Source organism: Parvibaculum sp. (assembly GCF_019635935.1).
In the GTDB taxonomy this organism is placed as follows: Bacteria; Pseudomonadota; Alphaproteobacteria; order Parvibaculales; family Parvibaculaceae; genus Parvibaculum.
Window position 1 is genome coordinate 2,335,405 of the sequence record NZ_JAHBYN010000001.1, and the last position, 16,681, is coordinate 2,352,085.

At 65.9% G+C, this 16,681-nt stretch carries 19 protein-coding genes and 1 tRNA gene; 8 read left to right on the forward strand and 12 right to left on the reverse strand.

The window, feature by feature from the left end:
* Positions 1–1,461: a DASS family sodium-coupled anion symporter gene (locus tag KF719_RS11535; protein WP_293508858.1), complete on the reverse strand. Its 1,461-nt coding sequence runs from the start codon at positions 1,459–1,461 to the stop codon at positions 1–3.
* Between the two features lie 98 nt (positions 1,462–1,559).
* Positions 1,560–2,183, reverse strand: a complete 624-nt coding sequence (locus tag KF719_RS11540; protein WP_293508859.1) for a superoxide dismutase — start codon at positions 2,181–2,183, stop codon at positions 1,560–1,562.
* 247 nt (positions 2,184–2,430) lie between these two features.
* Between KF719_RS11540 and KF719_RS11545 the strand changes: the two genes are divergently transcribed.
* Positions 2,431–2,895 carry an Hsp20 family protein gene (locus KF719_RS11545; protein WP_293508860.1) on the forward strand — a complete coding sequence of 155 codons (465 nt, stop codon included), beginning with the start codon at positions 2,431–2,433 and terminating at the stop codon, positions 2,893–2,895.
* 46 nt (positions 2,896–2,941) lie between these two features.
* Positions 2,942–3,250: a DUF1150 domain-containing protein gene (locus tag KF719_RS11550; RefSeq protein ID WP_293508861.1), complete on the forward strand. Its 309-nt coding sequence runs from the start codon at positions 2,942–2,944 to the stop codon at positions 3,248–3,250.
* A gap of 83 nt (positions 3,251–3,333) precedes the next feature.
* On the opposite strand, the gene ptsN is transcribed toward KF719_RS11550, so the two are convergent.
* The 8 genes from ptsN to KF719_RS11590 all read right to left on the reverse strand — a co-directional run bounded on the left by ptsN (position 3,334) and on the right by KF719_RS11590 (position 9,382).
* A complete protein-coding gene (gene ptsN / locus KF719_RS11555) occupies positions 3,334–3,798 on the reverse strand; it encodes a PTS IIA-like nitrogen regulatory protein PtsN (protein ID WP_293508862.1) in 465 nt (154 codons plus the stop codon).
* A gap of 118 nt (positions 3,799–3,916) precedes the next feature.
* Positions 3,917–4,510, reverse strand: a complete 594-nt coding sequence (gene raiA / locus KF719_RS11560) for a ribosome-associated translation inhibitor RaiA (protein WP_293508863.1) — start codon at positions 4,508–4,510, stop codon at positions 3,917–3,919.
* A 265-nt stretch (positions 4,511–4,775) separates the two neighbouring features.
* Positions 4,776–6,314, reverse strand: coding sequence for an RNA polymerase factor sigma-54 (gene rpoN / locus KF719_RS11565; protein ID WP_293508864.1), 1,539 nt, complete (start codon positions 6,312–6,314; stop codon positions 4,776–4,778).
* Between the two features lie 23 nt (positions 6,315–6,337).
* Entirely contained in the window at positions 6,338–7,129 is a 792-nt protein-coding gene (gene lptB / locus KF719_RS11570; protein ID WP_293508865.1) for an LPS export ABC transporter ATP-binding protein, read from the reverse strand.
* Positions 7,130–7,221: 92 nt separating this feature from the next.
* Positions 7,222–7,797, reverse strand: a complete 576-nt coding sequence (gene lptA / locus KF719_RS11575; protein WP_293508866.1) for a lipopolysaccharide transport periplasmic protein LptA — start codon at positions 7,795–7,797, stop codon at positions 7,222–7,224.
* A gap of 1 nt (position 7,798) precedes the next feature.
* On the reverse strand, positions 7,799–8,506 hold the full coding sequence (gene lptC, locus KF719_RS11580) for an LPS export ABC transporter periplasmic protein LptC (RefSeq protein ID WP_293508867.1): 708 nt from the start codon (positions 8,504–8,506) through the stop codon (positions 7,799–7,801).
* Positions 8,507–8,613: 107 nt separating this feature from the next.
* A complete protein-coding gene (locus KF719_RS11585; protein ID WP_293508868.1) occupies positions 8,614–9,225 on the reverse strand; it encodes a ribonuclease H-like domain-containing protein in 612 nt (203 codons plus the stop codon).
* A 70-nt stretch (positions 9,226–9,295) separates the two neighbouring features.
* Positions 9,296–9,382: transfer RNA gene (locus KF719_RS11590), tRNA-Leu, on the reverse strand.
* 226 nt (positions 9,383–9,608) lie between these two features.
* On the opposite strand from KF719_RS11590, the gene KF719_RS11595 reads away from it, so the two are divergent.
* Genes KF719_RS11595 through queG form a run of 3 tightly spaced genes read left to right on the forward strand, consistent with a single transcriptional unit; the run spans position 9,609 to position 12,417 of the window.
* Positions 9,609–10,595, forward strand: coding sequence for a complex I NDUFA9 subunit family protein (locus KF719_RS11595; protein WP_293510645.1), 987 nt, complete (start codon positions 9,609–9,611; stop codon positions 10,593–10,595).
* 9 nt (positions 10,596–10,604) lie between these two features.
* Positions 10,605–11,285, forward strand: a complete 681-nt coding sequence (locus KF719_RS11600) for a glutathione S-transferase family protein (RefSeq protein WP_293508869.1) — start codon at positions 10,605–10,607, stop codon at positions 11,283–11,285.
* On the forward strand, positions 11,266–12,417 hold the full coding sequence (queG, locus tag KF719_RS11605; RefSeq protein ID WP_293508870.1) for a tRNA epoxyqueuosine(34) reductase QueG: 1,152 nt from the start codon (positions 11,266–11,268) through the stop codon (positions 12,415–12,417). Before KF719_RS11600 ends, queG begins: the two co-directional genes overlap by 20 nt.
* On the opposite strand, the gene KF719_RS11610 is transcribed toward queG, so the two are convergent.
* On the reverse strand, positions 12,407–13,150 hold the full coding sequence (locus tag KF719_RS11610; RefSeq protein WP_293508871.1) for a hypothetical protein: 744 nt from the start codon (positions 13,148–13,150) through the stop codon (positions 12,407–12,409). The genes queG and KF719_RS11610 overlap by 11 nt on opposite strands.
* 60 nt (positions 13,151–13,210) lie before the next feature.
* Here KF719_RS11610 and KF719_RS11615 point away from each other — a divergent pair, with 60 nt between their 5' ends.
* Both KF719_RS11615 and KF719_RS11620 read left to right on the forward strand, forming a co-directional pair.
* Positions 13,211–14,086: an SDR family oxidoreductase gene (locus tag KF719_RS11615; RefSeq protein WP_293508872.1), complete on the forward strand. Its 876-nt coding sequence runs from the start codon at positions 13,211–13,213 to the stop codon at positions 14,084–14,086.
* A gap of 71 nt (positions 14,087–14,157) precedes the next feature.
* Complete coding sequence (locus KF719_RS11620) at positions 14,158–14,556, forward strand: translational machinery protein (RefSeq protein WP_293508873.1); 399 nt, start codon at positions 14,158–14,160, stop codon at positions 14,554–14,556.
* Here the strand turns inward: KF719_RS11620 and KF719_RS11625 are convergent.
* A complete protein-coding gene (locus KF719_RS11625) occupies positions 14,553–15,347 on the reverse strand; it encodes an alpha/beta hydrolase (RefSeq protein ID WP_293508874.1) in 795 nt (264 codons plus the stop codon). The genes KF719_RS11620 and KF719_RS11625 overlap by 4 nt on opposite strands.
* Before the next feature lie 58 nt (positions 15,348–15,405).
* Between KF719_RS11625 and KF719_RS11630 the strand changes: the two genes are divergently transcribed.
* Positions 15,406–16,584: a glycosyltransferase family 4 protein gene (locus KF719_RS11630; protein ID WP_293508875.1), complete on the forward strand. Its 1,179-nt coding sequence runs from the start codon at positions 15,406–15,408 to the stop codon at positions 16,582–16,584.
* Positions 16,585–16,681 lie beyond the last annotated feature (97 nt).

The window sequence follows — 16,681 nt, forward strand, 5'->3', positions numbered from 1 at the left end:
TCACCCCACCAGCGGAAAGGCCCAGCCCAGCAGCGCATAGGCCATGGCCGTGACGACGACGATGGCAAAGAGGTTGAGCCAGAAACCGGCCTTGGCCATTTGCGGGATCGTAACATGGCCGGCGCCGAAGACGACGGCGTTGGGCGGCGTCGCGACCGGCAGCATGAAGGCGCAGCTCGCGGCGAGCGCGGCGGGCGCGCAGAGGAGGAGCGGGTGGATGCCCGCACCGACCGCGACACCGGCCAAGAGCGGCACCATGGCGGCCGTCGTCGCGATGTTGCTGGTGAGTTCGGTCAGGAAGACGATGGTGGCGACGATCAGCAGGATGACGAGGATCGCGGGCAGGCCCGCCGCCGCGCCGAGGCCGCCGGCAAGCCAGAGCGCAAGCCCCGTCGAACCGAATGCGGCGGCGAGGCTCAAGCCCCCGCCGAATAGCAGCAGCAATCCGTAAGGCACGCGGGCCGCATGTTCCCAGTTGAGCGCCGGCTTGCCTCCGCCCGCCGGTATGATGAACAGCGCCAGCGCCGCAAGGATCGCGATGACGGTGTCGGACAGGTTCGGGATGACGGTCGCGATCAGCGGTTGCGCGATCCAGGCAAGGGCGGCGAGCGCGAAAACCACGGCGACGGTTTTTTCGGGCCGCCGGATCGGGCCGAGATCGTCAAGCGCCCGGCCGAGCGTCGCGGCGACGCCGGCAATGGGCCGCCCGTCGAGACGGAAGGCGAGGCGCGTCAATGTGAGCCAGCAGCAGGCAAGCATGACGAGCGACAGGGGCAGGGCGAACATCATCCACTGCGCAAAGCCGATTTCGAGGCCGTGTTCCTGCGCCATGTAGCCGGCGAGAAAGGCGTTGGGCGGCGTGCCGATCAGGGTGGCGATGCCGCCGATGCTGGCGCCATAGGCGACCGCGAGCAAGAGCGCCACGTCGAGCCCGCCGCGCGGCGCGTGAACGCCGTCATCCGCAACGGTGATTGCGATGACCGACATCGCGATCGGCACCATCATCACGGCGGTCGCGGTGTTCGAGACCCACATCGAGAGGAAGGCGGCGGTCAGCATGAAGCCGCCGACAAGCTGGCGCGCGCCGGTACCGGTGCGCGCCAACACATGGAGCGCGATGCGTTCGTGAAGGCCGGTCGCCTGCATCGCGGCGGCGATCAGGAAGCCGCCGAGAAAAAGAAAGATGATCGGGTTGGCGTAAGGCGCGGCCGCGGCGCCGATGGTGGCGATGCCGAGCAGCGGAAAGCCGACAAGCGGCAGCAGGCCGGTCGCATAGACCGGGATCGCTTCCGTCACCCACCAGATCGCCATCAGCGCGACCAGCGCCGCGAGCCGCCAGCCCTCTGGCGAAAGCCCGTCCGGCGCCGGCAGCGCCAGCATCAGCCCGGAAACGGCAAGGCCGGCGACAATGGCTTTCGGATTGTAGGAGACGCGCTCGGCCTCTGTCGTCTCCGTCGTCACGCCCCGCCCCCGCTCAAACCGTCAATTGTCCCGACAGTCTTGCAAAAGCGGACGCGGCATCCAAGCGGCGATTTGGCAAGCGCCGATTTGGCGACAGCCTATTCGACGGCCTCACGCTCGGGGACCGCCGCAAGGTTCGTTTCGGCAAACTCCCAGTTGATGAGATTGTCGAGAAAGGCGTCGATATAGGCGGCGCGCTTGTGCTGGTAGTCGAGGTAATAGCTGTGCTCCCAGACATCGGTTGTGAGCAGCGGCACGTCGCGCGTGCCGGCGATCGGCGTTTGCGCATTGGCGGTGGCCTGGATTTTCAGCTTGCCCTCGGCGCCGAGCACCAGCCAGCAATAGCCCGAGCCGAACTGACCGGTCGCCATCTCCTTGAAGCTGTCGCGGAATTTTTTGTAGCCGCCGAGATCGCGGTCGATTCGCTCGCCAATAAGGCCCTTCGGCCGGCCGCCGCCCTTCGGTGTCATCGAGCGCCAGTAGAAGTCGTGGTTCCAGACCTGCGCAGCGTTGTTGAAGAGGCTCTGCTGTGCGGCGTCGTTCGCCACTTTGCGGATCAGCGGCACCAGCGCAAGATCGTCGAGTTCGGTACCCTCGATCGCCTTGTTGGTCTTGTCGACATATCCCTTGTGATGTTTGCCGTAGTGAAAGGAAAGCGTCTTCGCGGAAATATGCGGCGCGAGCGCATCTTCCTCATAGGGAAGCGGAGGGAGTTCGAGCATGGTCCGGGTTCCTTATCCTTCCAGTGCGTGCCCCGTTTGCGCCTCCCTTTGTCAGGTTGACCGGCGATGCGGTGATTTCAAGGCAGGGCGGCGCCTCCGTTCGCATAACCCTCGGGAAATGAGGGATTTCGCAGGCAGTTCCGCGACTTGCAACATAATCGGCGAATCCCCACATAGTTACCAACGGCGCCGGAAACGGGCCGGAATGCAAAGTCGCTTGGCGAACAGGACTTTGGAGACAAGGCGCATGATCCAGTTCAACAGCCCGTTCCTACTGGGCTTCGAGCAGATGGAACGGTTGCTCGAACGGGCCACGAAGGCCTCCGACGGCTATCCGCCCTACAATGTCGAACAGCTCGCCGCGACGGCGGGCGAGGCGCTTCGGATCACGCTGGCGGTCGCCGGATTTTCGCGCGACGAGCTTTCCGTGACGGTCGAGAACAACGAACTCGTCATTCGCGGGCGGCAGCGCGACGAGGAAGGCCGCACCTATCTGCATCGCGGCATCGCGGCACGGCAGTTTCAGCGCGCCTTCGTGCTGGCCGACGGCATGGAGGTGACGGGCGCGGTTCTCGAGAACGGCTTGCTGAAAGTCGATCTCGCGCGGCCGGAGCCGCAAAAGACCGTGCGGCGGATCGAGATTGTCGAAGAGGCGCCCGAGACCGTTCGCCGCCCGCAGCGCGCCGAGCGCCGCGCCGAGGCGACGGAGTGAGCCCTTTGCTTCGTTAGTGAAGGAAGGGCGGAAAGGAGTGAGTATCATGCGTAACGAAACCGACAACGAGGCGTTCGAGAACGAGGTCGAGACCTCGGGCTGGGGCACAAAGGATTTCCGCGGACTGACGCCGGAAATGTTCGCCAATATCGGCGTTCCGAACATCGTCTATGTCCGCGAAGTGCTGGCCGGCGAAATCGAGAGCGAGATCGGCGACGAGCTGAACATCCCCGCCGACACCCGGCTCTATGCGGTGCATGCCGCCAATGGCCAGCGCATGGCCGTGCTCGATAATCGCGACGCGGCCTTTGCCGGCGCGCGGCAATACGACCTGGAACCTGTCAGCGTGCATTGAGGGGGATGTGCGCCCGTCTTGCCAAACCCAAAAAAAAGCCCCGCTCGCGAGAGCGGGGCTTTTTATTTGTGAACGGACGAAACCTACGCGGCGCTGGTCGCGGCCGGTTCGGTGAGGATCGCGAAGAGGGCGGCGGCGTCTTCCGACGCGCGCAGCTTTTCGACGACGGCCGGATTGCGAAGGAGGCGCGAAATGCGTGCCAGCGCCTTCAGGTGATCGGCGCCCGCGCCCTCCGGCGCCAGCAGCAGGAACATCAGATCGACGGGCTGGTCGTCGACGGATTCGAAATCCACGGGCGTGTCGAGACGCGCGAAAAGTCCGTGGAGCCGGTCGAGCTCGCCGAGCTTGCCATGCGGAATGGCGATGCCCTGGCCGACGCCGGTCGAACCGAGACGTTCGCGCTCCAGCAGCGTTTCGAAAATGGCGCGCTCCGAGAGGCCCGTGATTTTTGCGGCGCGTTCGGCGAGTTCCTGCAGCGCCTGCTTTTTGCTGGTGACCTTGAGGTGGGCGATCACCCCCTCCGGCTGCACCAGATCTTCAAGCTCCATGGTCCGGGTCCTGTTTTGCGGGGCGGCAGTCTGAACGGCGCGCGGGCCCATGCGGCGTGCATGAGGCGCGGATACCGTCCGGGATGCCCCGGCTATGGTCGGGTTCGCTTTCAGTTCTTCAAGCCTTCTGAGCGTCGCGCGCGACGTCGCGACCGGTATCGATCCAGCCGATATTTCCGTCGGTGCGGCGATAGACGAGATTGAGACCGCCGTCGCCGCGTGTGCGGAAGACGACGACCGGTACGTCGGAAAGGTCCATCTGCATCACGGCGTCGCCGACGGACAGGACCGGCACGGCGGTCGTTCCCTCGGCGATGATGACGGGCTGCGCGTCTTCCGGCATTTCCTCAAGCTCGTCTCCCGCCTCGATGACGAAAGAGGGAAAGCTCTCGGCCGGCAGCGGCGCCTTGTTGTTGTTATTGTGATTCTTCAGCTTGCGCTTGTAGCGGCGCAGACGCTTTTCGAGGCGCTCCAGCGCGGCCTCGAACGAGGCATAGACTTCGTTGGCGGCGCCTTGCGCGTTGACGCGCATGCCGGAACTCAGATGCGCCGACGCATCGGCGCGAAACTCGTGGCCCTGTTTGCTGAACGTGACCTGGCCGTCCACCGGGCGATCGAAATATTTCGTCACTGCGGCCTGGAGCCGCTCGGTCGCATGAGTGCGGAGCGCATCTCCAACATCGAGATGATGACCGCTGACCTGAACCTGCATGAATGACCTTCCCGGGTCGCTACGCTACAAACGACGGTTGCTTGATGGGGTTGCCCGGACCCGGCGCGTTCCGGAAACCGTTTGCTCCGTGATCCACCGCCTCGCCCCGGAAATGGCCCGGGGGTCTTTTGAGCGAGGGGAAACTAGTGGGCTGCATCATGGGTGTCAACCGGATGCCGGCCGGATGCCGGAACGGGGCGGAAACCCCTTGTCTTTCAATAATATATAGCTCGTTTGGGGGGTCTTTGAAGAGGGCGGGCCCGACTCACGCATAGGCCTTTTTTTCGCGCCGGCGCTGCACCGAAGACGGAATGTTGAGTGCTTCCCGGTACTTGGCGACCGTGCGCCGCGCAATGTCGACGCCCTGGCCCTTCAGGATGTCGACAATATTGTCGTCGGAAAGCACGGCGTCCGACAATTCGCGGTCGATCAGCTCCTTGATGCGGTGGCGCACGGCTTCCGCCGAATGCGCGGCGCCGCCTTCCGACGAGGCGATCGAGGAGGTGAAGAAATACTTCATCTCGAAAATGCCGCGCGGCGTCGCGATGTACTTGTTGGCGGTGACGCGGCTGACCGTCGATTCATGCATCGAGATCGCTTCGGCGATGGTCTTGAGATTGAGCGGCTTCAGGTGCTGGACGCCGTGCACCAGGAAGCCGTCCTGCTGGCGCACGATTTCGGATGCGACCTTCAGGATCGTGCGCGCCCGCTGGTCGAGGCTCTTGACCAGCCAGTTGGCGTTGTTGAGGCATTCGGAGAGATAGGCTTTCGCCGTCGGATCGTGCGAGAGCTTGGACACTTCCGAATAATATTGCTGGTTGATCAGCACGCGCGGCAGCGTTTCGGTGTTGAGTTCGATGCCCCAGCCGCCGTCGGAACGCGCGCGCACAAAGACGTCCGGAATGACCGGCACCACCGGCTCGCCGCCAAAGGCAAGGCCCGGCTTCGGATTGCAGGTGCGGATGTCCTCGATCATCGAGGCGATGTCCTCGCGGTCGGCGCCGGTGAGCTTCATCAGCATGTCGAAATCGCGCCGCGCGAAAAGTTCGAGATTGTCGAGAAAGGCCTGCATCGCCGGATCGAGCCGGTTGCGTTCGGCAAGCTGCAGCGCGAGGCACTCTTTCAGGTTGCGCGCGCAGATGCCGGTCGGCTCGAACGTCTGCAACACGCCGAGCACCGCCTCGACATCCTCGATGTCGACGCCGAGACGTTCGGCGGCTTCGGCGAGATCGGCGGTCATGTAGCCGGCCTCGTTGACCTGGTCGATCAGGAAGGCGCCGATCATGCGGTCGCCCGGCGTCTTCAGCGCCATCATCATCTGGTCGGTCAGATGTTCGGCAAGCGTCGCCTCGCGGGTCAGCGTCGCGGCGAAATCGTAGTCGCCGTCGCCGCTGCCGCCACCGCCGCTGGTGCGCATGTTCTGCCAGTCGGAGCCTTGCGCGCCCGGCGTTTCGGCCGCGGCCGTGTCGTTCTGCGCGTCGGCGCGCGACTGGTCGGCATAGACATTGTCGTAATCGGTATCGAGGTCGCCGCCGCGATCCGGCAACGGACCGTCATCGGCCAGCGTCAGCGAGGTCTCGGCCGTCGTCACCTGTTCATGGCTTTCCGCCGGCGCCTCGCGTTCGCCCGCCCGGTCGGCCTCGGCGACGCCGTTTTCAAGCAGCGGATTGCGCTCGAGTTCCTGATCGACATATTCGGCGAGTTCGAGATTTGAGAGCTGCAGCAGCTTGATGGCCTGCTGGAGCTGCGGCGTCATGACCAGGGACTGGCCCTGGCGCATTTCGAGTCGCGGTGCGAGCGCCATGCTGGATGCCCCCTCCCCGCGCCCTAGAGACTGAACCGCTCGCCGAGATAGAGCCGGCGTACATCTTCGTTGCCCACGATGTCGGAGGGCTCGCCCTCCATGAGCACCGCGCCGTCATGGATGATGACGGCATGGTCGATGAGTTCCAGCGTCTCGCGAACATTGTGGTCGGTGATCAGCACGCCGATGCCGCGATCCTTCAGATGCGCGACGAGATCGCGGATGTCGCCGATGGCGATCGGATCGATGCCGGCAAAGGGCTCGTCGAGCAGCATGAAGGAGGGCTGCGTGGCCAGCGCGCGCGCAATCTCGACGCGCCGGCGCTCGCCGCCTGAAAGCGCGACGGCGGGCGTGCGCCGGAGATGGGTGATCGAGAATTCGGCCAGGAGGTCGTCGAGTTCGGCCTCGCGGCGGTCGCGGTCGGGCTCGACCACTTCGAGGACGGCGCGGATATTCTGTTCGACCGTCATGCCGCGGAAGATCGAGGCCTCCTGCGGCAGGTAGCCGATGCCGCGGCGCGCGCGGCGATACATCGGCAGGCTGGTGACGTCCTGCCCGTCGAGCATGACCGAGCCGTAATCGGGCTGGATCAGCCCGGTGATCATGTAGAAAACAGTGGTTTTACCGGCGCCGTTGGGACCCAGCAGGCCGACGGCCTCGCCACGCTGCACATGGAAGCTGACGCTGCGAACGACCGGCCGCCCCTTGAAGCTCTTGCCGATTTTTTCGACCCAGAGCCCCGGATTGTCGGCGACAAGATGCGGACGCGAATCCGCGCCGCCCGCCTCGTTTCCCAGCCCCGTTTCGCCCGTCATAGGGTCCCCACTCCGTCAATCCATGCCATCAAACGTACTTGGCATTAAAATTGTATGAAGTGAAGCAATTAACCAAGGCTTTTTGGGAGAGATCAGCTCCCGTCGGGGTGAAAAAGACCGCGAACCCGGCCCGTTCCGCCGCTTGCCGCATCGCCGCCGCCCGAGACGCGCGCCCGCCCGCTGTTCAGATCGACATGGAGTTTCGAGCCGCGGATAACGTTTTCGCCCTGCCGGAGCACGACGCTGTCGCCCATCTCGATCCGCCGCGTGTCGACGTGATAATCGGCCCATTGGCCGCTGGCCGACTGGTCGTCGGGCGCCGAGATGTGAACATTGCCGGTCGCCCTGATCCGCTCGATGCCCGAACCGCCGGCGCGGCGCGAGGCGTAGTGAACGATCAGGCGGTCGGCGCGCATCCGGAGCGCGCCCTGTGTCACAAGCACGTTGCCGCTGAAGGTGGCGCTCTGTTTTGCGTCCTCGACTTCGAGCGCGTCAGCTTCGATTTCGATGGGCTGCTTCGGATCGTTGGAAAAGCCGCCGCCGACAATGCCCGACGATTGCGCCGCCGCCGTCCCGATACTGAGACCGGCACCGAGAAAAAGCGCCAGCCCCGCAAGCATCGCACCGCGGACACGCATACCCGTCAGCCGCTCCGTTCTCGCCCCCATGTCAGTCCCCCTCGCTCGGCCGATCGGGATGGATCAGCAGTTTCACCTTGCCCTCGAAGCGCATGACGCGCCCGCTATGATCGGCCGTCATGCGGTCGGCACGCAACGTGCCGAGCGGCCCCTCGCCCGTCACCTCGCTGTCGCTCGTTACCGTGCCGGCGCCGAAATCGACAAGGGCGCGGCTGCCGTGAAAGACGTAGCCCTGCGCCGTCTGGATGTCGATGGATTGCATCAGTTCGAGCGTCTGGCTTTCGGAATCGAGCAGACCGTCCGTCGCCGCGAGCGAAATCCACTCGGCCTCTTCGCCCGGCGCTTCGTCGAGCTTCAATTCGGCATTGATGTTTTCGAGCACGACGAAGTTCGGCCGGGTCGCGTCCTGTGTCGCATTGTCGGCGCTGACCGAATAGGGCCGCCCGTCGCCCGTCACGCCGGCGATACGCGGGCTGACCATCCGGAGATCGTCGGGCCTGTTTTCGATTTCGCGGAAAGCCACATCGAGCCGGTCGTCGCTGCTGAAAACGCCGGAATAATAGAGGACGACCCCGAGCAGCAGCGCCGCGCCGAGCGGCAGCACCACTTTCATCGACGCCACGAAATAGCTGTAGCGGCTGCGTGGCGGCGGTTCGGCGCGCGGCGCCGCATAGGGCCGGACCGGACGCACCCGTCCCGACCGCCCTCCGGTCTCGGTCTCGCCGGACCCCTGGCTCATTGAATTTCGCTCCACATCGCCCGAGCCCGAAGCCCCTCACGGCCGCGAGTATGCGCGCGGGCCCCGCAAAGCGTCAACGAAAGGCGGAACGCGGCCGAACAAGTGTTTCAATGCGCGAAAATGTCTTCCTCGGGCCAGCCGGCAAGGTCGAGCGCGGCGCGGACGGGGAGGAAGGCAAAGCAGGCCTTGGCAAGCTCGGTGCGCCCCTCGCGCGCCAGCATCCCGTCGAGGATCGACTTGATCTCATGCAGGTAGAGAACGTCGGAAGCGGCATAGGCAAGCTGCGCCTCGCTGAGCTTTTCCGCGCCCCAGTCCGAGCTTTGCTGCTGCTTCGACATGTCGATGTTGACGAGTTCGCGGGCGAGATCCTTGAGCCCGTGGCGGTCGGTATAGGTGCGCACCAGCTTCGAGGCGAGCTTGGTGCAGTAGACCGGCGAGGTGACGACGCCGAGATGGCGCTGGATCGTCGCGACGTCGAAACGCGCAAAATGGAAAATCTTCAGCACGTTCTGGTCGGCCATCAGCGCCCGGAGGTTGGGCGCGCGGTAGGTCGCGCGGTCGAGCTGGACGATATGGGCGTTGCCGTCGCCGGCGGAAAGCTGCACGAGACAGAGAGGGTCGCGTTCGGGGTTCAGGCCCATCGTCTCGGTGTCGATGGCGACGCTGGCGCCGAAGGAAAGCCCGTCCGGCAGATCGCCCTTGTGCAGCGTGACCGCCATATGCTGGCTCCGCTTGGCCCCGAAGGGGCAGGCGGCAGGCGCGAAGGAAGCGGCTGCCGCGAGAAAGGAATGGTGCCCAGGAGAAGACTCGAACTTCCACGCCCTTGCGAGCGCCAGCACCTGAAGCTGGTGCGTCTACCAATTCCGCCACCTGGGCACTTGCTGCGTTGCTTAAATAGGGCCTCACACATTGTCAATGGAGGAGGCCATTGGAGAAAGACAGGGAGCGGCCGCCGCCCATCGCCCGGCAAACCCTTTGCCGCCGGACGCCGATAGGTTATCTAGGGAGCGGTTGACGGCCGGTTATCGGCAAAACGGGCCGGAAGCGGAAGAAGAAGCGGAAGACGAGAGGCAAAATGAGCGGAGACGGCGCGGATAATGGCATGAAACCCGGCGGACCGGTCTTGCGCGCAGGCGCCACCGTCACGGTCTTCGGCGGCTCGGGCTTTCTCGGCCGTCACACGGTTCAGGCGCTGGCCCGGCGCGGCTACCGTCTGCGCGTCGCGGTGCGCCGCCCGAACGAGGCCCAGTTCCTGCGCCCGATGGGCGCCGTCGGTCAGGTCGAGCCGGTGCAGGCCAATATCCGCGACGACGCCTCGGTGGCCGCCGCGCTGGCAGGCGCCGACGCGGTCGTCAATCTGGTCGGCATTCTCCACGAAAGTGGCAAGCAGAAATTTACATCCGTGCAGGCCGAGGGTGCAGGCCGTGTCGCCCGCGCCGCAGCGGCGGCCGGCATCGCCTCGTTCGTTCATGTTTCGGCGATCGGCGCCGATCCGGAAAGCCCGTCCGCCTATGCGCGCTCGAAAGCCGAAGGCGAAGCGGGCGTGCGCGCCGCACTGCCCGGCGCCGTCATCCTGCGTCCCTCGATCGTCTTCGGACCGGAAGACGACTTCTTCAACCGTTTTGCCGCGCTGGCGCGGCTGTCGCCGGTGCTGCCGCTGATCGGCGGCGGGCTGACGCGCTTCCAGCCCGTCTATGTGAAGGATGTCGCCGAGGCCATCGCGACCGTGCTGGAGCGCGATGACGCCGCCGGCCGCATCTACGAAATCGGCGGACCGGAAGTCGAAACCTTCCGTGAGCTGATGGAACGCCTGTTGCGCGAGATCGGCCGCGCGCGGCTTCTGGTGCCGGTGCCGTTCGCCGCCGCCCGCCTGAAGGCCGCATTTCTGCAATTGCTGCCGACGCCGCCCCTGACCGTCGACCAGGTGCGCATGCTCGCCGTCGACAATGTGGTCAGCGATGCGGCAAAGGCGGAAAGTCGCACGCTCGAAGGCCTCGGCATCCAGCCGACCGCGATGGCGGCGATCCTGCAATCCTATCTCTACCGCTTCCGCCGCACCGGACAGTTCAAGCGCGCCAGCGCGAGTTAAAAAGAGCCGATGCGCCAGCTTTATCATCTTCCGATTTCACCCGCCTGCCGCAAGGTGCGTCTGGTGCTGGCCGAAAAGAACCTCCCCTTCGAACTTGTCGAGGAGCGCGACTGGGAGCGCCGCCATGAATTTCTGGCGCTCAATCCGGCGGGCGAGGTGCCGGTGATGGTGGAGGACGAGAGCGAGCCGATCTGCGGCGCGACCGCGATCGCCGAATATCTCGAAGAGACCGCGCCCGAAATACCGCTGCTGCCGAAGGACCCGCATCAGCGCGCCGAGACGCGCCGCCTCATCGACTGGTTCGACCGCAAGTTCGCCACCGAAGTCAGCGACGGGCTGATCTTCGAAAAAGTGACGCGCCGTTTCCTGAGCGCGGGCGAGGGCGGCGGTGCGCCGGAAATGCCGGTGGTCAGGGCCGCACTTCACAATCTGCGCTACCACCTCGATTATATTTCATACCTGATGGAGACGCGGAGCTGGCTTGCCGGCGAGGAAATGACGCTCGCCGATCTGACCGCTGCCGCGCATCTTTCCTGTCTCGATTATGTCGGCGATGTGCCGTGGAGCCAGTATCAGGGCGCCAAGGACTGGTATGTGCGCATCAAGTCGCGCCCCGGCTTCCGGCAGATCCTTGCCGACCACATCCCCGGCATGCCGCCGCCGAAACTCTATGCCAATCTCGACTTCTGACGCAGAAATCGATCTCGACAAATTGCGCGCCGAACTTTTCCGGCGCGCGAAGGAGGCGGGCTTCGACGATGCCGGCATCGCGCGCGCCGATGCGCGGGGCGATCTGCCCGCACGTCTCGACGGCTGGCTGGCGCAGGGCCGCCATGGCGACATGGGCTGGATGGCCGAGACGGCGGCGCGCCGCGCCGCGCCCGCGACGCTCTGGCCGGACGCCAGAAGCATCGTGATGCTGGCGATGAATTACGGTCCCGACGAAGACCCGCTCGCGCTTCTGGAACGGCGCGACCGCGCGGCGATCTCGGTCTATGCGCGCAATCGCGACTATCACGATCTGGTCAAGAAGCGTTTGAAGGACGTGGCGCGCTGGTTGGCCGAGACGAGCGGCGCGGAAGTGAAGGTCTTTGTCGACACCGCGCCGGTGATGGAAAAGCCGTTTGCCGAGGCCGCCGGTCTCGGCTGGCAGGGCAAGCACACCAATCTCGTCTCGCGCAATCTCGGCTCGTGGTTCTTTCTCGGCTCGATTTTCACGACGCTCGACTTCGCGCCCGATGCGCGGCACGACGACCGCTGCGGCGAATGCCGCCGCTGCCTCGACATCTGCCCGACGAAGGCGTTTCCCGCACCCTACGAACTCGATGCGCGGCGCTGCATTTCCTACCTGACCATCGAGCACAAGGGCCATATTGCGCTTGAGTTTCGCAATCCCATGGGCAATCGCATCTATGGCTGCGACGACTGTCTGGCCGTTTGTCCGTGGAACAAATTCGCGCAATCCGCGCGCGAGGCGGCCTTCGTGTCGCGCGACGATCTGCGCGCGCCGCTGCTGGCGGAACTTGCGGGCCTCGACGATGCGGGTTTTCGGGCGCGATTTTCAGGCTCGCCGGTCAAGCGCATTGGCCGCGACCGTTTCGTGCGCAATGTGCTGATCGCGATTGGAAATTCGGAAATTCCGGCGCTTGCCGGCATTGTGTGGCCGCTGCTCGACGACGCCTCGCCGCTGGTGCGCGCGATGGCGCTCTGGGCGCTCGGCGAACTCGGCGCGGGCGGCGAATTGCGCGCCCGCGCCGCAGCGGCGCTTCGCGCGGAAACGGACGAGGGTGTGTGCGACGAATGGCGGCGTCTTACCGGCTGAGATATTGCCGGGCGGCGGCCGCCGCCGGGTCGTCGTCGCGGCCGGTTGCATTCGCATAGTCGAGTGCGAGCTGCCAGTCGGCCCATGCCGATTTGCGGTCGCCCAGCGCCAGATGCACACGGCCCCGCTCGACCAGCGCCTCAAGGTCGTGCGGACGAAGCTCGACCGCGTGGTCTGCATCGACAAAGGCCGCTTTCGGATAGCCGAGGACGCGATTGGCGGCGGCGCGCAGCAGCATGGCCTCGATGAGATGCGGATCGAGCGCGAGCGCCTCGGCGGCATCCTCGCGCACGCCTTCCCAGTTTTCCTCCAGCGCCCGCATCCGCGCCCGGCCGACGCGGTATTGCGCCTCCTCGGGCATGCGCGCGATCGCCTGCTCATAGGCGCGCCGGGCCTGCGCTGGATTGCCGGCAATCGCATACGCATCGCCGGCTTGCGCATAAACCGGCGCACGCATTTCGTCGGTCGCGCCCAGCATACGCTCGGCAAGGAGGTAGAAGACCGGCGCGGCATCGGCCGGGCGGCCCATTGCCATCAGCGCCAGCGCCTCGCAATGCATGCCGCCGGCCTCCTCTTCGCCGCGCATCAGCTTCAGCGTTTGCGCCATGTTGAGCGCCGCCTCGGGATCGCTGGCGGCAAGGTCGACGCAAGCCTCGTAACCGGGTTGGGCCCGGACGGCGGACGCGGCGGCGGCAAAGGCGGCGAGGAAAAAGACGATCGATGTGGCTTTCATGCGCATGAGCCTCGTTCAGGCTGTACAATCTGGCAAGTGAAACAACGGCAAGACAGGCGCATGACCCTGCATCCGCGTCTTTTCTGCTTCGGCTACGGCTTCAGCGCGACGGCGCTGGGCCGGCGGCTGGCGGCGCGCGGTTTTGAGGTGGCGGGGACTTGCCGGACGGCGGAAAAGGCGGCGGGCTTGCGCGCCGGCGGTGTGGAGGCTTTCGTTTTCGGCGAGGCGCCCCTCGCCGATCCGGCCGTGGCGCTGGCCGGCACGACGCATCTGCTGCTCTCGGTGCCGCCGGACGAAACGGGCGACCCGGTGCTTGCCGCGCATGAAGCCGACATCGCCCGCATCGCGCCGCAGCTCGAATGGATGGGTTATCTCTCGACGACCGGCGTTTACGGCGACCGGAGCGGCGGCTGGGTCGACGAGGACGCGCCGCTTGCGCCGGGCACGAGGCGCGGCCGCCGCCGCCTCGCGGCCGAAGAGGCCTGGCGCGCCTTCGCCGAACGCAACGCCGCGCCGCTTCACATCTTTCGTCTGGCCGGCATTTACGGGCCGGGCCGCAACCAGCTTCGCGGCATTCTCGACGGCACCGCGAAACGCATCGTCAAACCCGGTCAGGTCTTCTCGCGTATCCATGTCGAGGATATTGCAAGCGTGCTCGAAGCCTCGATCGCGCATCCGCATCCGGGTGCCGCCTATAATGTCTGCGACAACGAACCGGCGCCGCCGCAGGAGGTGGTCGCCCATGCGGCGAAGCTGCTCGGCCGCGACCCGCCGCCCGAAATCCCCTTCGAGGATGCCGAACTGACGCCGATGGCGCGCAGTTTCTACGCGGATTCCAAACGCGTCTCGAACCGGCGCATCCGCGAGGAACTGCGCGTGACCCTGCAATATCCGACCTATCGCGAGGGGCTGAAGGCACTGCTGGCCGGATTGTAGACGAGCGATTGTGCCGCAGGGCGCCGTCGCGCGGCCTTGCTATACTGATCCTACAAACCCGGAGAGGCCCCATGCCGAAACATTTCCACGCCGTCGTCTGGATCGATCATCACGAGGCGCGCATTCTCGACTTCAATGCCGACGACGCCCATGCAACGGCGGTAACGCTCAAACATGCGGCAAGCCGCGGCCACAGCAAGCTCGGCGGCCGCGCCAGCTGGCGCGCATCGGAGGATACGGGATACTTCGACGAGGTGGCGGCGAAGCTCGACGGCATCGGTGAAATCCTGATCGTTGGCCCGGCCAATGCGAAGCTCGGTTTCCTGAAGCGGTTGCAGACGAAGCATGCCCCGCTGGCCGACAAGGTCGTCGGCGTCGAAACGGTCGACCACCCGAGCGACGGCGAATTGCTGAAATTTGCACGCGCCTATTTCGGCAAGGCCGACCGCATGTTGCCGCAGATCGACTAGCTCTCGATTTCCGCAAGCAGCGTTTCGATCGTCTGCGTCAGCCGCGCGATGTCGGCGGGCGTCGACAGGCGATGATCGCCATGCTTGCTCAGATGGATCGTGACGTCGGCGCTGGTCAGCGCCTCGACGAGACGCATCGCGTGGCTCCACGGCACATCCGGGTCCTTCATGCCTTGCAGGATGCGCACCGGCATGTCGAGCGGGACCGGCCTGTCGAGCAGCAGATGGTTCCGCCCCTCCTCGATCAGCCGCATGGTGATCTCATAGGGTTCGGCATCGTAGTCGGACGGCGCGCGATAGATGCCCTCGCGGGCGAGCGTCTCCTTGATCTCGTCCGAGAACCCTTTCCACATCAGCTCTTGCGTGAAGTCGGGCGCCGGCGCGATCAGCACCAGACCCTTGACGCGCTCGGGCCGCGCCAGCGCGGCAAGCAGCGCGATCCAGCCGCCCATGCTGGAGCCGACAAGCACCTGCGGGCCTTGCGCCAGCGTATCGATGGCGGCGAGCGCATCGTCGAGCCAGCGGCCGACGGTCGCCTTGCGGAATTCGCCGGAGGACGCGCCATGCGCGTAATAGTCGAAGCGGAGCAGGTGCCGGCTGGCGGCCCGCGCCCAGGCGGCGAGCGCCGATGCCTTGGTGCCGGTCATGTCGGATTTGAAACCGCCGAGCCAGGTGAGGCCGGTTGCGCCCGCAGGCCGCGCCGGCGCGTCGATCAGGCAGACGAGATTTTCGCCGGCGCTGCCGTCATGGCCGGGGCGGTCGAGCTTGCAGGCGAGGGATGCGTCGGTCATTGTCGTGGACGTCGTTCGTCGTTTCCGGCAACGTCATACATCCAACAGAGATGTCCGCGTGTCCAACCCTTTTGAAAATATCGCGCCGCGTCCGGCGATCCTGCAGGTCGTGCCGGCCCTCGAAACCGGCGGCGCCGAACGCACGACGGTCGATGTCGCGCGCGCCGTCGTCGCGGCCGGCGGCCGCGCTATCGTCGCAAGCCGTGGCGGCCGGATGGTGCCCGAACTCGAAGCGGCGGGCGGCACGCACTTCGAAATGGCGGTTCATTCGAAGAACCCGGTCGTGATGGCGCTCAATGTCGAGCGGCTGACACGGTTGATCGCGCGCGAGAAGATCGGTCTGGTCCATGCCCGCAGCCGTGCCCCCGCCTGGAGCGCGCTTGCCGCCGCGCGCCGCGCGAAAATTCCCTTCGTGACGACCTACCATTCACGCGTCCACGAGAAGCCGCGCCTGAAGGTTTTTTACAATTCGGTGATGACCCGCGGCGACGCGGTGATTGCCAATTCGGAATTCACCGCCAGCCGTATTCGCGCCATCCATGCGCCGGACGAGGCGCGCATCTTCACGGTGCCGCGCGGTGTCGATATCGACGGGTTGGCGCCGGAAGCGGTTGCGCCCGGCCGCGTCGAGGCGCTGTGCGGCCGCTGGGGGCTCGACGGCGCAAGCGGTGTCGTCTTCCTTCATCCGGCCCGCCTGACGCGATGGAAAGGCCAGTCGGTGTCGATCGAGGCGGCGCGGCTTCTGCGGATGCGCGGCGTCACGGGCTTTGCGGTGCTGCTGGCCGGCGACGCGCAGGGCCGCGACAATTATGCGGACGGGCTGCGGCAGGAAATCCGGTCGGCCGGTCTCGACGCCCATGTGCATCTCACCGGCCATTGCGACGACATGGCCGCGGCCTATGCGCTGTCGGACGTCGTTCTCTCACCTTCGATCGAGGCCGAGCCGTTCGGGCGAACGGCGGTCGAGGCGCAAGCAGCGGCGCGCCCCGTCATCGTCAGCGATGCGGGCGGCCAGCGCGAAACCGTGCTGACGGGGGCGGGCGCGGCGACCGGGCTCTGCGTCCCGCCCGCCGATGCGGCCGCACTTGCCGATGCGATGGCGCAACTGATTGCGCTTGGGCCCGAAGGCCGCGCGGCAATGGGCGCCCGTGGCCGTGCCCATGCGGCGGCGCATTATTCGGTCGCGGTCATGTGCGATACGACGCTCGGCATCTATGCCCGCCTCCTCGCCCGCTAGTCGCGTTCCCGCCGGGCCCGTCATTGTCATCTGGCTCGGAGCGGGCGGCCCGGAGCGTCGCGCGGCGCTGGCCGCGCTGCGGGCCCGCCATGCCGGT